The following is a 17440-nucleotide window of genomic DNA, read 5'->3' on the forward strand; positions in this document are numbered from 1 at the left end:
TCGGCGGCTGCCGATAGGCTTCGTGGATGGCCCTTACGGACGCTTCCCCCGAGACCTCCCCTGCGCTGGAGGTGCTGCACCGCGTCTTCGGATACGGATCCTTCCGCGGTGAGCAGCAGGAGATCATCGAGCAGGTCGTCGGCGGCGGTGACGCACTCGTGCTGATGCCGACCGGCGGCGGCAAGTCGCTCTGCTACCAGATCCCCGCCCTCGTCAGAGAAGGCACGGGCGTCGTGATCTCGCCGCTCATCGCCCTGATGCAGGACCAGGTGAACGCGCTCACCGCACTCGGGGTGCGGGCCGGATTCCTCAACTCGACGCAGGACCCGTACGAGCGGCAGGCCGTCGAGCAGGCCTTCCTCGCCGACGAGCTGGACCTGCTGTACCTGGCTCCCGAGCGGCTGCGCACCGAGGGCACCCAGCGGCTCCTGGACCGGGGCCGGGTCTCCCTCTTCGCGATCGACGAGGCCCACTGCGTCGCCCAGTGGGGCCACGACTTCCGGCCCGACTACCTCGCGCTGTCGATGCTGCACGAGCGGTGGCCGAAGGTGCCCCGGATCGCGCTCACCGCGACGGCCACCCGTGCCACCCACGCCGAGATCGTGGCCCGCCTGGGCCTGGACGAGGCCCGGCACTTCGTCGCCAGCTTCGACCGGCCGAACATCCAGTACCGCATCGCCCCCAAGAACAACCCGCTCAAGCAGCTGCTGGAGCTGATCAGGACGGAGCACGAGGGGGACGCGGGAGTCGTCTACTGCCTCTCCCGGGCCTCGGTGGAGAAGACGGCGGCCTTCCTGGTGGAGCAGGGCGTCGAGGCCGTCGCCTACCACGCGGGCATGGACTCCCGGGCGCGCGCCGCGAACCAGGCGCGCTTCCTGCGGGAGGACGGGATCGTGGTCGTGGCGACGATCGCCTTCGGCATGGGCATCGACAAGCCCGACGTGCGCTTCGTCGCCCACCTCGACCTGCCGAAGTCCGTCGAGGGCTACTACCAGGAGACCGGCCGCGCCGGCCGTGACGGGGAACCGGCCACGGCGTGGCTGGCGTACGGCCTGCAGGACGTGGTCCAGCAGCGCAAGCTGATCGAGGGCTCCGAGGGCGACGAGGCGCACCGCCGTTCGCTCGGCATGCACCTGGACGCCATGCTCGCCCTGTGCGAGACGGTCGACTGCCGGCGCGTGCGGCTGCTGGAGTACTTCGGGCAGCCGGGCGAGCCCTGCGGGAACTGCGACACCTGCCTGACGCCCGCCGAGTCCTGGGACGGGACGGTCGCGGCGCAGAAACTGCTGTCCACGGTGTGGCGGCTGGCGAAGGAACGGCGCCAGAAGTTCGGCGCCGGGCAGATCATCGACATCCTCCAGGGCAAGAAGACGGCCAAGGTCATCCAGTTCGACCACGACGGGCTGTCGGTGTTCGGGGTCGGGGCCGACCTGAGCACCGCCGAGTGGCGCGGCGTGGTCCGCCAGCTCCTGGCGCAGCGGCTGCTGGCCGTCGAGGGCGACTACGGCACGCTGGTCCTCACGGACGAGAGCGGCGAGGTCCTGGGAGGCCGCCGCAGCGTCCCGCTGCGCAAGGAGAAGGCAGTCGCCGCCCCTTCCCGCAAGGAGTCCGGCGCGCGCTCCGGGAAGGGCGCCCGCGTACCGGTCGACCTGCCCGCCGCGGCCGAACCGGTGTTCCTGGCCCTGCGGACCTGGCGGGCCGCGACGGCGCGCGAGCAGGGCGTACCGGCGTACGTGGTCTTCCACGACGCGACCCTGCGCGAGATCGCGACGCGGCTGCCGGCCACCGTGGAGGAACTGGGCACGGTCGGCGGAGTCGGCGAGGCCAAGCTCACCAAGTACGCGGAGGGGGTCCTCGCCACCCTCGCGGAATGCGCCGGCACCGGCACTGCCACCGGCACTGCCCCCGGCCCCGCCGCCGCCCCGCCTCCGGCCGAGCCGGCGCCCCGGTCGTCGGCACCCGACGCCGACGAGCCGCCCTTCGACCTGGACGACGAGATGGACCCGCCCTGGGACGAGGACTGGCAGTAGGGGCGGGCCCGGCCTCCGGGGTCATGGTCCCGGGGCCCGGCCGCCCGTGCCGTCCGGCCGCCCCACCACGGACGTGCCGCGCACGGTGACCGCTCGTACGCTGAAGTGGATCCCCGTCGGCGTCGGCGTCCGCGTCTCCGGGAAGTCGGCCCGCCCGGGTCGCACCGGCCGGGCATCCGGGCGGTGCGCGGTGGAGCGGCGGGAGGTAGCCCCCATGAACAGGCGCTGGGCGGCGCGTCTGGCCCTGACGGCGGGCGTGGCGGCGGTCGTGGTGCTGGTCGTCTTCGCCGGGCTCGCGAGCCTCCTGCTCATGGGAGCCGCGTGGGCGGGTCTGGTACTGACCGCTGCCGGTGCCTGGTGGATGCTCACCCACACCGGCTGGATCAGGGCACTGGCCTTGGTGCTCATGGTCGCCGCGCCGCTCACCGTCCTGGTCCTGTACGCCTCCGCCGACCTGCTGTGGGTCGTGCTGGTCTCGCTCGGCCTGTGGGCGCTGGCCGTCTTCGCCGGCCGGACCGCGCTGACCGAGGACTCCCCGCCGGGCATGCCGGAGCGGCCCGTCGGCCCGGTCGGGCGCCCGTTCCTCATCATGAATCCGCGCTCCGGCGGCGGGAAGGTCGAGAAGTTCCGGCTCGCCGAGCGGGCCAGGGCCCTGGGGGCGGAGGTCGTCGTCCTGGATCCGGACCGGCACGAGGACGTGGCCGCGCTCGCCCGGCGGGCCGTCGAGGCCGGGGCCGACCTCCTCGGCGTCGCCGGCGGCGACGGTACGCAGGCCCTGGTCGCCGACGTGGCGGCGGAGCACGGCCTCCCCTTCATGGTGATCAGCGCGGGCACCCGCAACCACTTCGCCATGGACCTGGGCCTGGACCGGCAGGACCCGTCCACCTGCCTGGAGGCGCTGACCGACGCGGTGGAACTGCGCATCGACCTCGGACGCATCCACGCCGGAGAGCCCGAGGCCGGGAGTCCGGGGCGCGTCTTCATCAACAACGCCTCGTTCGGCGTGTACGCGGAAGTCGTCCAGAGTCCCGCCTACCGCGACGACAAGGCCCGCACCATCCTGGAGATGCTCCCCGACCTGTTGACCCACCAGAGCGGCGCCCGGCTGAGCGTCCGTGCCGGCCCGCTGACCACGGACGGACCCCAGGCCGTACTGGTGAGCAACAACCCCTACCAGAGGGGCGACTCGGCGGGTCTGGGACGTCGGGAGCGGCTGGACTCCGGCGAGCTCGGCGTGTTGTGCGTGGAGGTCGCCAACGCCGCCGAGGCCACGCAGCTCCTGCTGCGCGGCAGCCAGGGCCGGGGACTGACCGAGACCACCGCCCGCGAGGTCGTCGTGGACAGCGACGCTCCCGCCGTCGCGGTCGGCGTCGACGGCGAGGCCCTCTCGCTGCCCACCCCGGTGCGCTGCCGCATCGAACCCGGCGCCCTGCGCGTGCGGGTGCCCCGCAACCGGCCCGGCGTGCCGCGCACCGCGCCGCCGCTGGACTGGCGGCGGGTACGGCGCCTGGCCCTGACGATGGGGCGCGTCGCGGCGGGACGGCACGGCGCCTGATCCACCCGGAGCGCGGTCACCGCCCGTCGGCGGGCGGCTCCCACTCGGCTCCGGTCTCCCGACGGAAGGCCTCGACGGCGGCCTCCACGGTGGGGAAGAAGTGCCGGGGGTCGATGGTGCGGGTGAGTTCGTACCGTTCGATCTTGCGCCGTACCGGGTCCTTGAGCTCGGCGAAGACGAGGTGCACGCGGTCCGCGTTGAGCGTCTCGTCGAGCTCCTCCAGGACATCGGCCGCGGTGGTGTCCACATCGGTCATGGGCTCCGCCGCGACCACGATCCAGCTCGGCCGCGGTTCCGTCTCCGCCAGCCGCCTGATCTCGTCGCGGAAGGCCTTGGCGTTGGCGAAGAGGAGCGGTGCGTCGAAGCGGTAGATCACCAGGCCCGGCAGCTGCCGGGCCCGGGGGTAGGAACGGATGTCGTGGAACCCCTCCAGGTCCGGCACCCGCCCCAGCACGGTGTGGTACGGCCACCACGTCTGCCGGAAGACGTTCAGGACGGACAGGGCCACGGCGATCGCGATGCCGGGCAGCACACCGAGCAGGGCCACGCCGACGAACGCGGCGCAGCACAGCAGGAAGTCCGTCCGGCGCTGGCGCCACAGCCGTACGGCTCCGGCGACGTCGGCCAGGGACAGCGACGCGGTGATGACCACGGCGGCGAGGGCCGGCTGGGGGAGGTTGCGGAACAGGCCCGGGGCCAGCACCAGCATGAGGACGATGAGCACCGCACCGACGACCCCGGTGAGCTGGCTCCTGGCCCCCGCGCGCTCCGCCACCGCCGTACGGGAGCCGCTCGTGCTGACGGGGAAGCCCTGGAAGAGACCGGCCGCGAGGTTGGCGACACCGATCCCCACCATCTCCTGGTTGCCGCGGACCTCCTGGCCCGTGCGGGCCGCGAACGCCGACGCGTTGGAGATCGTGTCGGCCAGGGACACCAGGGCGATGCCCAGCGCACCGCCCAGCAGCAGCGTCAGGTCGCCGATCCGCACGTCCGGGATGGTGAACGGGGGGAAGCCCTCGGGCAGTACCCCCACCAGACCGACGCCGCGCCCGCCCAGGTCGAAGGTGGTGGCCGCGGCGATCGCCAGGACCACCATCACGAGCACCGCGGGGACCTTCGGCAGCAGCCGCTGCAGGACCAGGATCACGACGATCCCCCCGCAGCCGACCGCCGCGGCGGCCGGCACCACGTCCCCGCCGACGACTCCCTGCACGAAGCCGGCGAACTCGCCGAGCAGGTCGTCCGCCTCGACCTTGAAGCCGAGCAGCTTGGGCAGTTGACCGATCAGAATGGTCAGCGCCAGACCGTTCATGTAGCCGATCATCGTCGGCTTGGAGATCAGGTCGGCGATGAACCCGAGCTTCGCCACCGAGGCCAGGATCATGACGGCCGCCACCATGAGCGCGAGCACCGACGCCAGGGCGACGGCCCGCGCGGGGTCCCCGTCCGCCGCCACCAGGGGCAGCACGGTCGCCGCGATCATCGGCCCCAGCGAGGAGTCCGGGCCCAGCACCAGGATCCGGGACGGCCCGCACACCGCGTACCCGAGCAGGCACAGCACCGTCGTGTACAGGCCGGTGATCGGCGGCAGGCCCGCCAGCTCCGCGTACGCCATGCCCTGCGGCACCAGCAGCGTGGTCAGGACGACCCCGGCCACCAGGTCCTTGACCAGCCACTCCTTCCGGTAGGACGACGCCGCACGCACTCCGGGAACGGCCCGCAGACGGGTGGCGAGCCGCCCGCGCATCAGGTGCCCCGGGTCATCCGGCGGGCCAGGAGCTTGCCCAGCTCCCACAGGAGCAGGAGCACGAGGGCGGCCAGCAGCGCACTGCCGAACTGCCGTGCGTCGATCTCGGTCGTGCCGAGGAGGCGGCGGAAGCCGTCCATCTGCGTCACCAGCACCGCGAGTACGAACTGGGCCAGCGCCACCCAGTTCATCTGCTTGCTGTCGAAGGTGGACGGGGTCAGCACCGACTCCGTCTCGCTGCGGCACTCGAACGCCGCCACGATCAGACACAGCGCGAAGGCGGTGAACGCGACGGACTGGCCGGTCCCGGCGCCGTCGGAGGAGCTCCGGCCGAGCTGGGTGAGACCGAGCAGGAGGACGGTGATCGCCAGGCCGCCCAGTCCCACCGTCACCAGTACGGGCCGCGTCAGCACCGACTCCCCGCGCGGACGCGGCCTGCGGAGCATCAGCCCGGGGCTCTCCCGGTCGAAGCCCAGCGCGAAGCCGAAGGAGGCGTTGACCACGAAGTGGATCCACAGCACCTGCGGGGGAGTGAAGGGCTCACCGGCCGCGATGTTGAAGACCGTGGCCCCGAGGAAGGTCAGGACGAAGGTGACCAGCAGGAGCAGCACGAACCGGATGTACTTGGTGAGGTTGTCGTAGATCCTGCGGCCCTGCTCCACCGCGTAGACGATCGTGGCGAAGTTGTCGTCGGAGAGGATCATGCGTCCGGCGTTCTTCGCCACGTCCGTGCCGCTGCCCATGGCGATGCCGATGTCGGCGGCCTTGATGGCCGGGGCGTCGTTGACCCCGTCCCCGGTCATCGCCACGACCTCGCCCTTCTTCTTGAGCGTGTCGGCGAGCAGCACCTTGTGCTCGGGGGCGACGCGCCCCACCACACCGATGTCGTCGATCCGGGCGAGCTGCTCCTCCTCGCTCATGGCCGCGAAGTCGGCGCCGAGGACGGCCTCGCCGGGGATGCCGAGCTGCCGGGCGATCGCCGCGCCGGTGGTGACGTCGTCACCGGTCACCATGCGGACCCGGATGTGCCCGGCCCGGGCGCCGGCCACGGCCGCCCTGGCCTCCTCGCGGGGCGGGTCGACCATGGCGACGAGGCTGGTCATCCGCAGCTCGGTGACGTACGCGAGCAGGTCGCCCTCCGGGTCGAAGGCGGCCGGGTCCAGGTCACGGGTGGCCCCGGCCATCACCCGGTAGCCCTCGGAGCCCATCCGCTCGGTCTGCGCCTCGGCGCGCGCCGCCAGTTCGGCGTCCCACGGCCTGGACCCGTCCGCCGCGAGCGCGGTGGCGGCCCGTGCCACCATCGCGGGGACGGCACCCTTGACGAAGCACCGGACGACCTCCCGCCCGGAGGTGTCGACCGCCGCGTTGAAGGTGGCCATCAGCTTGTAGCCGGGGTCGAACGGCAGCGTGGCCAGCCGGGGGAGCCGCTCCCTGGTGCCCTCGATGTCCAGTCCGGCCTTGTGCGCGAGCACCAGCAGCGCGCCCTCGGTGGGATCGCCCACCACCCGGCCGTCCACCAGTTTCGCGTCGCTGGCCACCAGGTAGGGCAGGATCGCGTCCTCGATGTCCGGGGCGGAGCCCGCGGCGTGGTGGACCTTCCCCGCGAGCTCGTAGCCCGTGCCCGAGACGCTGTACCGGTCGGTGGGGGTCACCACCTCCACGGCGGTCATCTGGTTCATCGTCAGAGTGCCGGTCTTGTCCGAGTTGATCGCCGACGTGAACGCCAGCGTCTCGACCGACGGCAGTTCCTTGACGATGGCGTTGCGCTCCGCCAGGTTGAGGCTGCCGACGGACAGGATGGCCTGGGTCACGGTGGGCAGGGCCTCGGGGATGGCGGCGATGGCCAGCGAGACCGCGCTGACGAACAGGACGTCCCAGGCCTGGTCCCGCTGCCGCCCGAGGGCGAACATCACGATCATGGTGAGGCCGGCCGCCGCCGTGATCCACAGGGTCAGGGTGTCGAGCTCCTTGGTCAGCGGCGGCACCTCCTTCTCGGTGGCCGACAGCATTCCGGAGATCTTGCCGAGCTCGGTGGCGGCGCCGGTCGCCGTGACCACGACCACGCCGCTGCCGTGGGTGACCGGGGTGTTCATGAACGCCATGTTGGTCTGGTCACCGGGCGCCGGGAGCGGGCCCGTGAGCGTACCGGCGTCCTTCGCGGCGGGAACGCTCTCGCCCGTCAGTGCCGACTCGTCGATCTGCAGGGCGCTGGCCCTGACGATGCGCCCGTCCGCCGCCACCTGGTCCCCCGCGGCGATGAGCACGACGTCGCCGACGACGAGCTCTTCGGCGGGGATCTCGGCCTCCGTTCCGTCCCTGCGCACCCTGGCCGTGGCCTTCATCATCGACTGCAGCGCGTTCATCGCGCTCTCGGCCTTGCCCTCCTGACGCAGGCCGATGATCGCGTTCAGCAGGGTCAGGAAGATCAGCAGGACGCCGGTGGTCCACTGCTGGATGAGGAGCGAGACGACCGCGGCGGCCACGAGGACGATCTGCATGTAGCTGCGGTACTGCCGCAGGAACCGCAGCCAGGTCGGGGTGCGCTTCTCCTGGGGCAGCGCGTTCGGGCCGTGGGCGGCCAGCAGGTCCGCCGCCCGCGCGCCGGAGAGGCCGACCGCGGGATCGACGTCGAACGCCGCCGCGACCTCCTCGGGGGCCCGCGTGTACCAGAGATCCTGCGGAGCGCGGGGCTCTCGTCCCACGGAATCCGACCGCACTGTCATCGTCGCCTCCGATTCGTGGCCGGGGAAGCGTCACGTCCGGGCACGTCGCGTGCCGGTCCGACGGGTCCTAGCCGCGTTTCCCCTTCTTTCCCTTCCTCCCCTTCTCCCGCCGCCCGCCGCTCCGGCCGGCCGACGGGTGGGCGGCGGCGTACGGATCGGCCGGAACACCGGCGGGGGCCTCCTGCTCCAGCTCCCGTCTGGTGACGAGCAGCTCCTTGCGCGCCTCTTCCCCCACATCGGGGAACCGGGGGTCGATGTCCATCAGGGTGTGGGCGAGGACCGCCGCCGCGCAGATCCGCGCGAACCACTTCCGGTCCGCCGGTACGACGTACCACGGCGCCCACTTCGTACTCGTGGCCGACAGCATCTCGGAGAACGCCTCCTGGTACTCGTCCCAGTGGCGGCGCTCCCGTACGTCGGCCGCGGAGAACTTCCAGTTCTTCTCCGGCAGGTCGATCCTTTTCAGGAAGCGGGTGCGCTGCTCCTCCTTGGACAGGTTCAGGAAGATCTTCACCACTTTGAACCCGTTGTCGGTGAGGTAGCGCTCCCACTGGTTGATCTCCCGGTAGCGCCGGTCCCACAGGTCCGGCCCGAACGGTTCGTCCGGCAGCTTCTGCCGGGCGAGGACCTCGGGGTGGACCCGGACCACGAGGACCTCCTCGTAGTGGGAACGGTTGAAGATGGCGATCTCGCCGCGACCGGGCAGCCGCCGGGCGTAGCGCCACAGGTAGTCGTGGTCGAGTTCCTCGCTGGAGGGCACCTTGAAGCCGCTGACGCTCACGCCCTGGGGGTTGACGCCGCTCATCACGTGGCGGATCGTCCCGTCCTTGCCGCCGGCGTCCAGCGCCTGGAGGCACAGCAGCACGCCGAACGTGTCCTGGGCGGCCAGCCGCTCCTGGTATTCGGCCAGCAGCGATACCCCGGTCCGCAGCAGTTCGATCCCGTCCCGCTTCTTCAGACCGGCCTTGTAACGGGGGTCGAAGTCCCGGTCCAGACGTACTTCCGACCCCGGTTTCACCCTCAGGGGCCTGATGAATTCGGCGATGCGTGCGGCTCTGTCGTCCGCCATCAGCTTCCACCCCTTCGCTGGTCCTGGGCGAGCACGGCGCGTTGCGGGAACGGGGCGGGTAACGGCCGGGGGAGCGTCGGATCCCTCCGCGCCGGTTCCGGGGCGACCGCCCCGCCGCCGTCTGCGCCATCGTCGGGGGCGGCGCGGCACGCGGCGTCGAGCGTCCTGCGGGACCGGCGTTCGACCAGGATCGGGATGTAGGCCCTGACCCTGGCCCGGTGGAACGAGTCGTACGCGGCCCCGACCGCCGCTTCGACGGTGAGCGCGTCCAGCGTCGGGTAGGAGGCCTTCAAGCGTGCCACCAGGTTCCGTACGGTCGTCCGTTCGTCCGGCCGTCCGGGCGGGGGAGGGGCCGGCGGGGTGACGGGGCCGGCGCTCTCCACGGGCCCGGCAGGGCCGCTCCAGCCCTCGGCGGGACGGTGTCCGCCGGCTCGGGGAGCCCGTTCTCCGACCGTCATGGCCGCTGCACCGCTTCCATGGCCCGTGGCCTCCCGACCGCGCAAGCACGCGTCCCGCCGTCGACACGAGGAGGATCCTCAGCGCTCATTGTGTGCTCGCCCCGCCAAGATCGCCCCCCGGGCGGCCGGGAGCCCCGCCGGCCGACGGGGCTCCCGGGTGGTCGTGGGTCACTGCCGCGCGAAGTGTTTCCTGAGCCAGGTGAGCAGGGTCGCGAACGCGGGGGTCATGGCGCCGTCCGACTGTTCGAGGACGGTCGCGCGGTCGCCCTCCTCCACCGTGATCGTGTAGCTCATCGCGTCCCGGGCACGGCCGTCCGGTTCCTCCCCGGGCGTCGAGTCGGCCGCCGCCACCAGGCGGGCCAGTTCGGCCGCGGCGTCCTCGGGCAGGGTGACCGTGTCCAGCACCAGGGGCGGGCGGCGGAGGTTGGTCACCGCCGCCAGCCCGCCGTATGTCTCCAGGGACACCTTCACCTGCTGGTCTTCATCGCGGTGACCTCTTTCGCCAGCCCCGTGACCTTGTCGGTGAGTGTCCCGACCTGCCGGCTGAGGGCCGCCAGTCCGTCGTCCTGGGCCGCTCCGCCGTGTCCGTTGCCGCTCGCGCGGCCGCTCCCGCTGACCGCGAAACTGCGCACCCGGGCCACTCCGGTCGGGACGCCCCTGATCGGGACTTCCACTTCCTGCCAGGCCGACAGCACCGCCGACTGCTCGGGGCTGCCGGTGCCGAACAGTTCCCCGGCCTTCTGGAACGTGGTGCTCGCGAAATCCTCGAACTGGTCATGGGCGCCGGTGGCCTTGAGCGATGCGTACCAGATGCTGCCGGAGGCCTCCCAGGCGAATCCGCCGATGTGCGAGGCCGTCAGGAAGAACGCCCTGTTGGGGATTCCGGAGTTGATGTGCACCCCGGCGAAGTCTCCGGGCTTGGTGTCGGGCAGGTGGACGAGCCTGCTCATGCGGTCGGGTTGGGGGTCCTTTCCGAACTGGGGATTGTTGTACGCGTGCCCCGGGTCCTTCATCGACCGCAGGGCGTCGCCGGCGATTCCCGGGGTCCATATGTCGGCCCCGATCAGCCAGTCCGCCTCGTCGGCCGACTGCTTCAGCGACCACTGCTTGGCCAGCGATCCGAAGACGTCCGACATCGACTCGTTCAGTGCCCCGGACTGACCGTGGTACACGAGCCCCGCGGTGTGGTCGGTGACTCCGTGCGTCAACTCGTGGCCGATCACTTCGGAGGATCCGGTGAGGTTGCTGAACTCCATGCCGTCCCCGTCGCCGAACAGCATCTCCTGTCCGTCCCAGTACGCGTTGTCGACCTGGAAACCGAAGTGGACGAATCCGTTCAGGCGCATGCCCCTGTCGTCGATCGAATTGCGATGGAACACTTCCTTGTAGAAATCGCGCGTCATGCCGAGTGCGTCGAACGCGCGGTTGACGGCCTGGTCCGAGGACTGCGGACCGTCCTCCGTCCTGGCCAGGACTGCGCCGGAGAGGACTTCCTCCTGCTCGCAGTCGAAGACGGTGCGCCGTCCGTTGCCGGGGGCGGCCGCGCCCGCGAAGGACGCCCTGACCGTCCGCTCACCGTGCAGGCGGGCGGTGATCAGCAGGCTGTCCAGGGCGGCTCGGCGCACCTCGCTGTCCTCGCTCTTGAGGAGCTTTTCGAGGATGTACGGCGGAACGATGCAGTTGATGGGTCGGGTCCTGCTCATAGGACACCTCCTGAGAGAGAGGACCGACGGTTGAGCCTTCATCAATGCGACCGCGCGCTCGGCTGATCACGGGTCACCGGTCGTCGCGGACCGGGTGACGGGAGCCTCCGCCGGATGCGGGGCCACGGAAGGGGCGAAGGGGTGTTCATGTCGACGTTCAACCATCAATCCGTCAACATGTGGACGGTACTTCGACGTTCAACATGGCCGATCGCGGACGGACCGCGGACATCCGCTGCTGTGGAAGCGGCGGGAGGAGCGTCGGCGCCGACCAACCCGGTTTCCGGCGGCGCAGTCACGCTGACAACACCAGTCTCCTGCGGTCCGTAGCGACCGGCAAACGCAACACGAGGGACGACCGTTGCTCCGGAGGGCCTTCGGGCGGGCGTCCGTCGGGACGGGGGCCGGCAGGCCGGGCGGTCAGGCCGCGGGCTTGCCGGGCTGGTCGTGGGTGGAGCAGTGGATGCCGCCGCCGCCCGAGGCGATGGTGTCGATCGGGATCGCCACGACGTCCCGCTTGGGGAAGTGCTCCCGCAGGATGCCGCGGGCCCGGTCGTCGGCCTGGCGGTCACCGAACTCGGGCATGAACACCGCGTCGTTGGCGATGTAGAAATTGGCGTAGGTGGAGACGAAGTCGTCGCCCCGCCCCGTGATCCTGTCCAGGTCGGGCTGGGGCAGGTCGATGATCTCGAAGCGTCGGCCGCGGGCGTCCGTCGCCCGGGACAGGACGGACTTCGCCTGGTCGGCGGAGCGGGACCAGGAGTCCGGCGGGGTGGAGGGGTGCGCGCGGTCCAGCAGGACGACACCGGGGGCGGTGAAGCGCACGAGGCTGTCCACGTGGGCGTCGGTGATGTCCTCGCCGCGCACGCCGGCCAGCCAGATCACCTTTTCGAGGCCCAGGGTCTGCTTGAGCTCGGCCTCGATGGTGTCCCGTGACTTCCCCTTGTTGCGGTTGTCGTTGACGATCGAACTTTCGGTGATCAGCAGGGTGCCCTCGCCGTCCGGTTCGAAGGAGCCGCCTTCGGCGACCAGGGGCGCCTGGACGCGGGGGATCCCGTACTTCGGCAGCAGGTTGCGGCCGACCGCCCCGTCGTTCTTGTGCTCCTGCTTGTTGCCCCAGCCGTTGAAGTTGAAATCGACACCGGTGACCTTGCCGCCCTGTTCCACGAAGACGGGGACGATGTCGCGGGCCCACAGGTCGTCGACGGCCAGCGGAATCACCTCGACGTCCTTGCCGCAGGCGCGCTGCGCCGCGTCCACCTGCTCGGGCCGGGCCATCATGACGACCGCCTCGTACTGTCCGACGGCACGGGCGATCCGCGCGATGTCCTCGCGTACGTACGGCAGGTCCTCGTGCCAGACCGAGGAGAGTGCGGGCCAGGACATGAAGGTACGGGTGTGGCTCTCCCATTCGGCGCCGAGACGGCGCTTGGCGCCCGCGGCGGGGGAAGGGGAGGAGTCGCCGGCGGCGCCCGCCTGGGCTCCGCCCGCCGCGGGACCACAGGCCGAGGCGCCCGCGATCGCGGCACCGATGCCGGCGAGGGCGCGAAGGACGGTCCGTCGGGTGGGGGGCTGGAAGGGCACGGGGAACTCCGATCATGGGCCGGCCGATGCGCCGCATCGGCCGGGGCGTGCGCACTCGTCGCATGGACCGACAAAACAGGCCTCAAGGACAAGGGTGCGCGATCCGCGGTGCGAACGGCCGGTCGACGCGAAGAAAGACGCGGCCTCGTACCGCCACTGTGGCACTGACTGGAAATTCAGTCAATTTGCCCCCCGAGGGAACCCAAGCGGCCGATTTCCACTCGGATCGCCTCGCGCAGCAGTCCCCGGGCGTGCTGCAGCGGGAGCAGGCCGCTGAGCCAGCGGGCGCTGAGCCCCTCCAGGAGGGCCGTCAGCCGCTCCGCGGCGGCCGTGACGGCTTCGGCGGGTGCGCGCGGGCAGAGGGCGGCGAGGTGGCCGGCGACCTCCGCGACCCAGGCCGCGCCCGCCGCCGCGAGTTCGTCCCGCAGCTCCGGATCGAAGACGGAGTGGGCCCGCAGCTCGCCCCAGGCCGTGCTGTTCTCGCGGACCTCGGGCACGTCCTGGAACTCCAGCAGCAGGGTCTGCTCCAGGAGCGTCCGCCGGTCGGGCGGGTGGGCCGCCGCGGAACCCTGCGCGGTGACGGTGTAGCGGTCCGCGCGGTCCCCGATGAACGCGAGGGCGTGCCGCAGGATGCCGGGCCGGTCCTTGAAGTGGTAGTAGACCAGGCCGGTGGAGACCCCGGCCTCGGCCGCCAGGTCGGCCACGCGCAGCCCCCGGACGCCCTGACGTGCGATGACCCGCGCGGCGCCCGTGAGGATGGCTCTCTTGTTGTCGGTCACAGTCCGATCCCGCCCTGCCGTGTTCGTCTCGTATGGTAGTACATTGACTGAAAGTTTAGTCAGCAGGCACGATGCGCGCAGGTCATCACCCGCATCGAAAGAGCCCACCCATGCTTGAGCGCCTGCCCGACGCCCCACCCGGCACGGGGCCCCTGCCCGCGGCACTGTCCGCCGACGACCCCCGCCACATCGGCGGCTACCGTCTCCACGCCCGTCTCGGTTCCGGTGGCATGGGCGTGGTCTACCTGGCCTACACGCCCGGTGGCCGCCCCATCGCCCTGAAGGCCGTGCGCAGGGAGTTCGCGGCGGATCCCGAGTTCCGCGAACGCTTCGCCCAGGAGGTCGCCAGCGCCCGCCGGATCCACGGGCTCTTCACGGCCCAGGTGGTCGACTCCGGCGTCGACGACCACACGCCGTGGCTCGCCACGACCTACGTCCCGGGCCCGTCCCTGCACGAGGTGGTGCACCGGCACGGACCGCTGCCGGTCCGCACGGTCCTGCTGCTCGTCGCGGGCATCGCCGAGGCGCTCCAGGCCATCCACGGGGCGGGTGTCGTCCACCGGGACCTCAAGCCCGCCAACGTGCTGATCGCGGGGGACGGCCCCCGGGTGATCGACTTCGGCATCGCGCGCGCGGCCGACGCCGTCGCCCTCACCGGTGCGGGCCTGCGGATCGGCACCGCCGCCTTCATGGCGCCCGAGCAGGCCCTCGGGCTCCGGGTGACGGGGGCCACCGACGTCTTCGCCCTCGGAGCGCTGGCCGCGTACGTGGCCTGCGGCAGTCCGCCCTTCGGCGAAGGGCCGGAGTCCGGTGCCCTGTACCGAGTGGTCCACGAGCATCCCGACCTCACGCGCATTCCGCCCGAGCTGCACGACCTCGTCGCATGGTGCCTGGCCAAGCGCCCCGAGGACCGGCCGGGGACCGCCGCACTGATCGCCGCCGTGCACGCCCACCCCGCGGTGGGGCCGCGGCCGGGGTTCACCGGCGGCTGGCTGCCCCGGCCGGTCCTGGACGACGTGGGAGAGCGGTCGGGCGGGGGTCGCTCGGACTCGGGGCACGACCGGGCGGGAGACCGGGGGCACGCCCGTCCCGGCCCCGACCGGCCCGCCCCGGGGGCCCCGGCCCCGTACGGGGCGGTGAGCCACGCCCCGACGGCCCTGGCCACGTCCGCGCCCGGCGCCCCGCCGGCCCCGGCTCCGGCTCCGGCCCCGGGACCGGCGCCGGAGCCCGAACCCGGCAGGCGTGCGCGGGGGCGCGGACGGCGGCGCGCGCGGACGGTGCTGCCGGCGGTGGCCGCCACCCTCCTGGTGTGCGCCGGTGCCGTGTACTTCCTGGACGGTCCCGCCGACGAGGGGGCGGACGGGGCCGACGGTCCAGGGGCCGCCGCGGGCCCCGCCTACCGCCCCGGCTACGCGAAGGCGGAGCTCACCGCCCCGGACTCGGGCTACGAGTTCGACCTGACCTCGGGCAAGGTCGCGGCGGCGACGACGGTGGACTGGTACCTCGCGCGCGACGGCCGGGGTTTCGTGCCGTCGGAGGAGTCGGACGCCTTCGTGTCCGGCACCGGGGAGCTGACGGCCGCCGACTGCGTCCGCGGCATCGAGGCGAAGCCGGTCGCCGCCCTGCCCTTCGACGCCCTCGCGGACCGGCGCCCCTTCTGCGTGCGCAGCCCGGACCGGAGCAAGATCGCGATCGTGCGGCTGCTCGAGGCGCCCGCGGACGGCTCCGTCACGGTCGTCGTGGACCAGTTCCTGCGGAACTGACATTCGTGCCGAACCGGGCCGGCGTGCCGGAGCGATGCGTTCCAAGGGCTTGACTGAATTTTCAGTCAAGGTCAGGATGTCGCCACATCCCACTCCTTCCCCTCAGGGAGAGCCCCCCCATGGACACGTTCCGCACCACCCGCCGACAGGTGCTCCGACTCGGAGCGGCGGCCCTGCCGCTGGCCGCCCTCGCCTCGGGCCTGCCCTCCGTCGCGCGGGCGGCCGTCGCCCCCGCCGGTGCTCCGCCGCTGCGGATGCCGGAGGAGACCGACCGCCACGTCCGCACCTACATGGCCTGGCCCGCCCTCTCCTCGGTCTGGGGCAACAAGCTCGACGCGGTACGGAGTGACATCGCGGAGGTCGCGTACGCGATCTCGCGCTTCGAGCCGGTCGTGATGCTGGCCCGCCCCGCTCAGGCCGCGGACGCCCGCTACCGCTGCGGGCGCGGCGACCGGTACGCCATCGACGTCATCGAGATCGCCGTCGACGACCTGTGGATCCGTGACTTCGGCCCCACCTTCGTCGTGGGCCCCGGCGCGATCGCCGGCGTGGACACCAACTTCAACGGCTGGGGTAAGACCGGCACCAAGTACGCCCAGCCGTTCGCCAACGACGCGGCAGCGGCCGGAGTCCTCCTCAACGAGTACGGGGTGCCCCGGATCGGGGCCGGGTTCGTCGGCGAGGGCGGCTCGCTGGAGACCGACGGCGAGGGGACCCTGCTGGCCACCGTGAGCTCGCTGGTGAACGCCAACCGGAACCCGGGCATGGACCAGGAGCAGGTCGAGCAGGCCCTGAAGTCGGCGCTCGGCATCGACAAGGTCATCTGGGTACCGGGGCTGGCCGGGCAGGACATCACGGACTGTCACATCGACTGCCTGGCCCGTTTCACGGGTCCGGGGCGGGTCATCCTGGACAAGCCGGGAGCCGGCACGGACCCGAAGTGGGTCGCCGTCTACGAGGAGACCCGGAGGGTGCTGGAGAGCGCCACCGACGCCCGCGGCCGCCGCCTCGCCATCACGGAGCTCCCGGCTCCCGCCCGCGTCCCGGCCAAGGGTGACGAGTTCCTGTCCAGCTACACCAACTACTACACCGCGAACGGCGCGGTCATCGCCCCGCGGTTCGGCGACGCCGCCGCCGACGGTCTCGCGTACGCCATCCTGCAGGCCGCCTACCCCGACCGGCAGGTGGTCCAGGTCCGCATCGACAACATCGCCTCCGGCGGCGGTGGCATCCACTGCGCCACGCAGTCGCACCCGGCCGTGCCCCCGGCCGTCTGATGGCCGCCGGGCCCCGGGGGCGGGAGGCAGCCCCGGCCGCCGTGCGGGCGCCGTCCGCCCCCGGGGCCCGTACGCCGGGTGACGGGGCGCCTGCGGCCGACCCCGAACACCCCGGTAAAGTGCCGGCCATGGCGTCGCGCAGCACTCAGATCCTCGAAGCGGCCGCCCGGGTGATCGCCCGGCGCGGGGTCCGCGGGCTGCGCGTGGAGGAACTCGCCGCCGAGGCCGGTGTCTCCACCGCCCTGATCTACTACCACTTCAAGGACCGTACGGGGGTCCTGCGCCAGACCCTCGAGTTCATCAACGACCGCGCGGAGCGCTACACCACCGACCGCGATCCGGACTCCCCGCCGCTCTCCCCCCGCGAGGAGCTGGAGGAAACCCTGCTGCTGGAGCTCCAGGACACCGTGGAGGTCCGGGAGAACAGCTCGGTCTGGGGCGAACTGCGGGCCAGCGCCGTCTTCGACGAGGTGCTGCGCGAGGACCTCGCCCGCGCCACCCTCGTGTGGGTCCAGGAAGTCGCCGCGCTGCTGGGCCAGATCCAGCCGATGGCGCCCGCCTCCTCGCTCGCCGCCGCGGCCGAACGGCTCACCGCGCTGCTCGAAGGGCTCAGCATGCGCTGGCTCAGCGGTGGTGTGCGGATCGGACACGCGCAGGAGCTCCTGCGTTCCTCCATCGACGCCGAACTCCACGGACTCCGGCAGAACTGACGAACCCGCCCCCGTCCTGCGGAAGGCCGGGAGTTTACGTCG

The 17440-nt window shown here is 72.1% G+C and carries 13 protein-coding genes; 5 read left to right on the forward strand and 8 right to left on the reverse strand.

The features are described 5' to 3' along the window. The first annotated feature begins 26 nt into the window (after positions 1 to 26). Both recQ and ABZW32_RS06120 read left to right on the forward strand, forming a co-directional pair. Positions 27 to 2030 carry a DNA helicase RecQ gene (gene recQ / locus ABZW32_RS06115; protein WP_356211771.1) on the forward strand — a complete coding sequence of 668 codons (2004 nt, stop codon included), beginning with the start codon at positions 27 to 29 and terminating at the stop codon, positions 2028 to 2030. A gap of 214 nt (positions 2031 to 2244) precedes the next feature. After that, the gene (locus tag ABZW32_RS06120) at positions 2245 to 3585 is read left to right on the forward strand and encodes a diacylglycerol kinase family protein (RefSeq protein WP_356211773.1); all 1341 of its coding nucleotides are present in this window, start codon (positions 2245 to 2247) and stop codon (positions 3583 to 3585) included. 16 nt (positions 3586 to 3601) lie between these two features. Here ABZW32_RS06120 and sulP read toward each other — a convergent pair whose 3' ends face one another. The 8 genes from sulP to ABZW32_RS06160 form a co-directional block, all read right to left on the reverse strand. Next, a complete protein-coding gene (gene sulP, locus ABZW32_RS06125) occupies positions 3602 to 5332 on the reverse strand; it encodes a sulfate permease (RefSeq protein ID WP_356211775.1) in 1731 nt (576 codons plus the stop codon). After that, a complete protein-coding gene (locus ABZW32_RS06130; protein WP_356211776.1) occupies positions 5332 to 8055 on the reverse strand; it encodes an HAD-IC family P-type ATPase in 2724 nt (907 codons plus the stop codon). Before ABZW32_RS06130 ends, sulP begins: the two co-directional genes overlap by 1 nt. A gap of 67 nt (positions 8056 to 8122) precedes the next feature. Beyond that, positions 8123 to 9124, reverse strand: a complete 1002-nt coding sequence (locus ABZW32_RS06135) for a polyphosphate kinase 2 family protein (protein WP_356211778.1) — start codon at positions 9122 to 9124, stop codon at positions 8123 to 8125. After that, the gene (locus ABZW32_RS06140; RefSeq protein WP_356211780.1) at positions 9124 to 9582 is read right to left on the reverse strand and encodes a three-helix bundle dimerization domain-containing protein; all 459 of its coding nucleotides are present in this window, start codon (positions 9580 to 9582) and stop codon (positions 9124 to 9126) included. Before ABZW32_RS06140 ends, ABZW32_RS06135 begins: the two co-directional genes overlap by 1 nt. A gap of 168 nt (positions 9583 to 9750) precedes the next feature. Then, positions 9751 to 10047, reverse strand: coding sequence for a protealysin inhibitor emfourin (locus tag ABZW32_RS06145; protein WP_356211782.1), 297 nt, complete (start codon positions 10045 to 10047; stop codon positions 9751 to 9753). Between the two features lie 2 nt (positions 10048 to 10049). Further along, positions 10050 to 11285, reverse strand: a complete 1236-nt coding sequence (locus tag ABZW32_RS06150; RefSeq protein WP_356211785.1) for a M4 family metallopeptidase — start codon at positions 11283 to 11285, stop codon at positions 10050 to 10052. Positions 11286 to 11705: 420 nt separating this feature from the next. Beyond that, entirely contained in the window at positions 11706 to 12869 is a 1164-nt protein-coding gene (locus tag ABZW32_RS06155; protein WP_356211788.1) for an agmatine deiminase family protein, read from the reverse strand. Positions 12870 to 13045: 176 nt separating this feature from the next. Continuing rightward, entirely contained in the window at positions 13046 to 13648 is a 603-nt protein-coding gene (locus tag ABZW32_RS06160) for a helix-turn-helix domain-containing protein (protein ID WP_356211791.1), read from the reverse strand. A gap of 110 nt (positions 13649 to 13758) precedes the next feature. Here ABZW32_RS06160 and ABZW32_RS06165 point away from each other — a divergent pair, with 110 nt between their 5' ends. The 3 genes from ABZW32_RS06165 to ABZW32_RS06175 all read left to right on the forward strand — a co-directional run bounded on the left by ABZW32_RS06165 (position 13759) and on the right by ABZW32_RS06175 (position 17398). Next, the gene (locus ABZW32_RS06165) at positions 13759 to 15411 is read left to right on the forward strand and encodes a serine/threonine-protein kinase (protein WP_356211794.1); all 1653 of its coding nucleotides are present in this window, start codon (positions 13759 to 13761) and stop codon (positions 15409 to 15411) included. 119 nt (positions 15412 to 15530) lie between these two features. Next, a complete protein-coding gene (locus tag ABZW32_RS06170) occupies positions 15531 to 16688 on the forward strand; it encodes an agmatine deiminase family protein (protein ID WP_356211797.1) in 1158 nt (385 codons plus the stop codon). A gap of 128 nt (positions 16689 to 16816) precedes the next feature. Further along, complete coding sequence (locus tag ABZW32_RS06175; protein WP_356211800.1) at positions 16817 to 17398, forward strand: TetR/AcrR family transcriptional regulator; 582 nt, start codon at positions 16817 to 16819, stop codon at positions 17396 to 17398. Positions 17399 to 17440: the final 42 nt, after the last annotated feature.

Origin of the sequence: Streptomyces sp. NPDC004667, assembly GCF_040609475.1 — a bacterium.
In the GTDB taxonomy this organism is placed as follows: domain Bacteria; phylum Actinomycetota; class Actinomycetes; order Streptomycetales; family Streptomycetaceae; genus Streptomyces.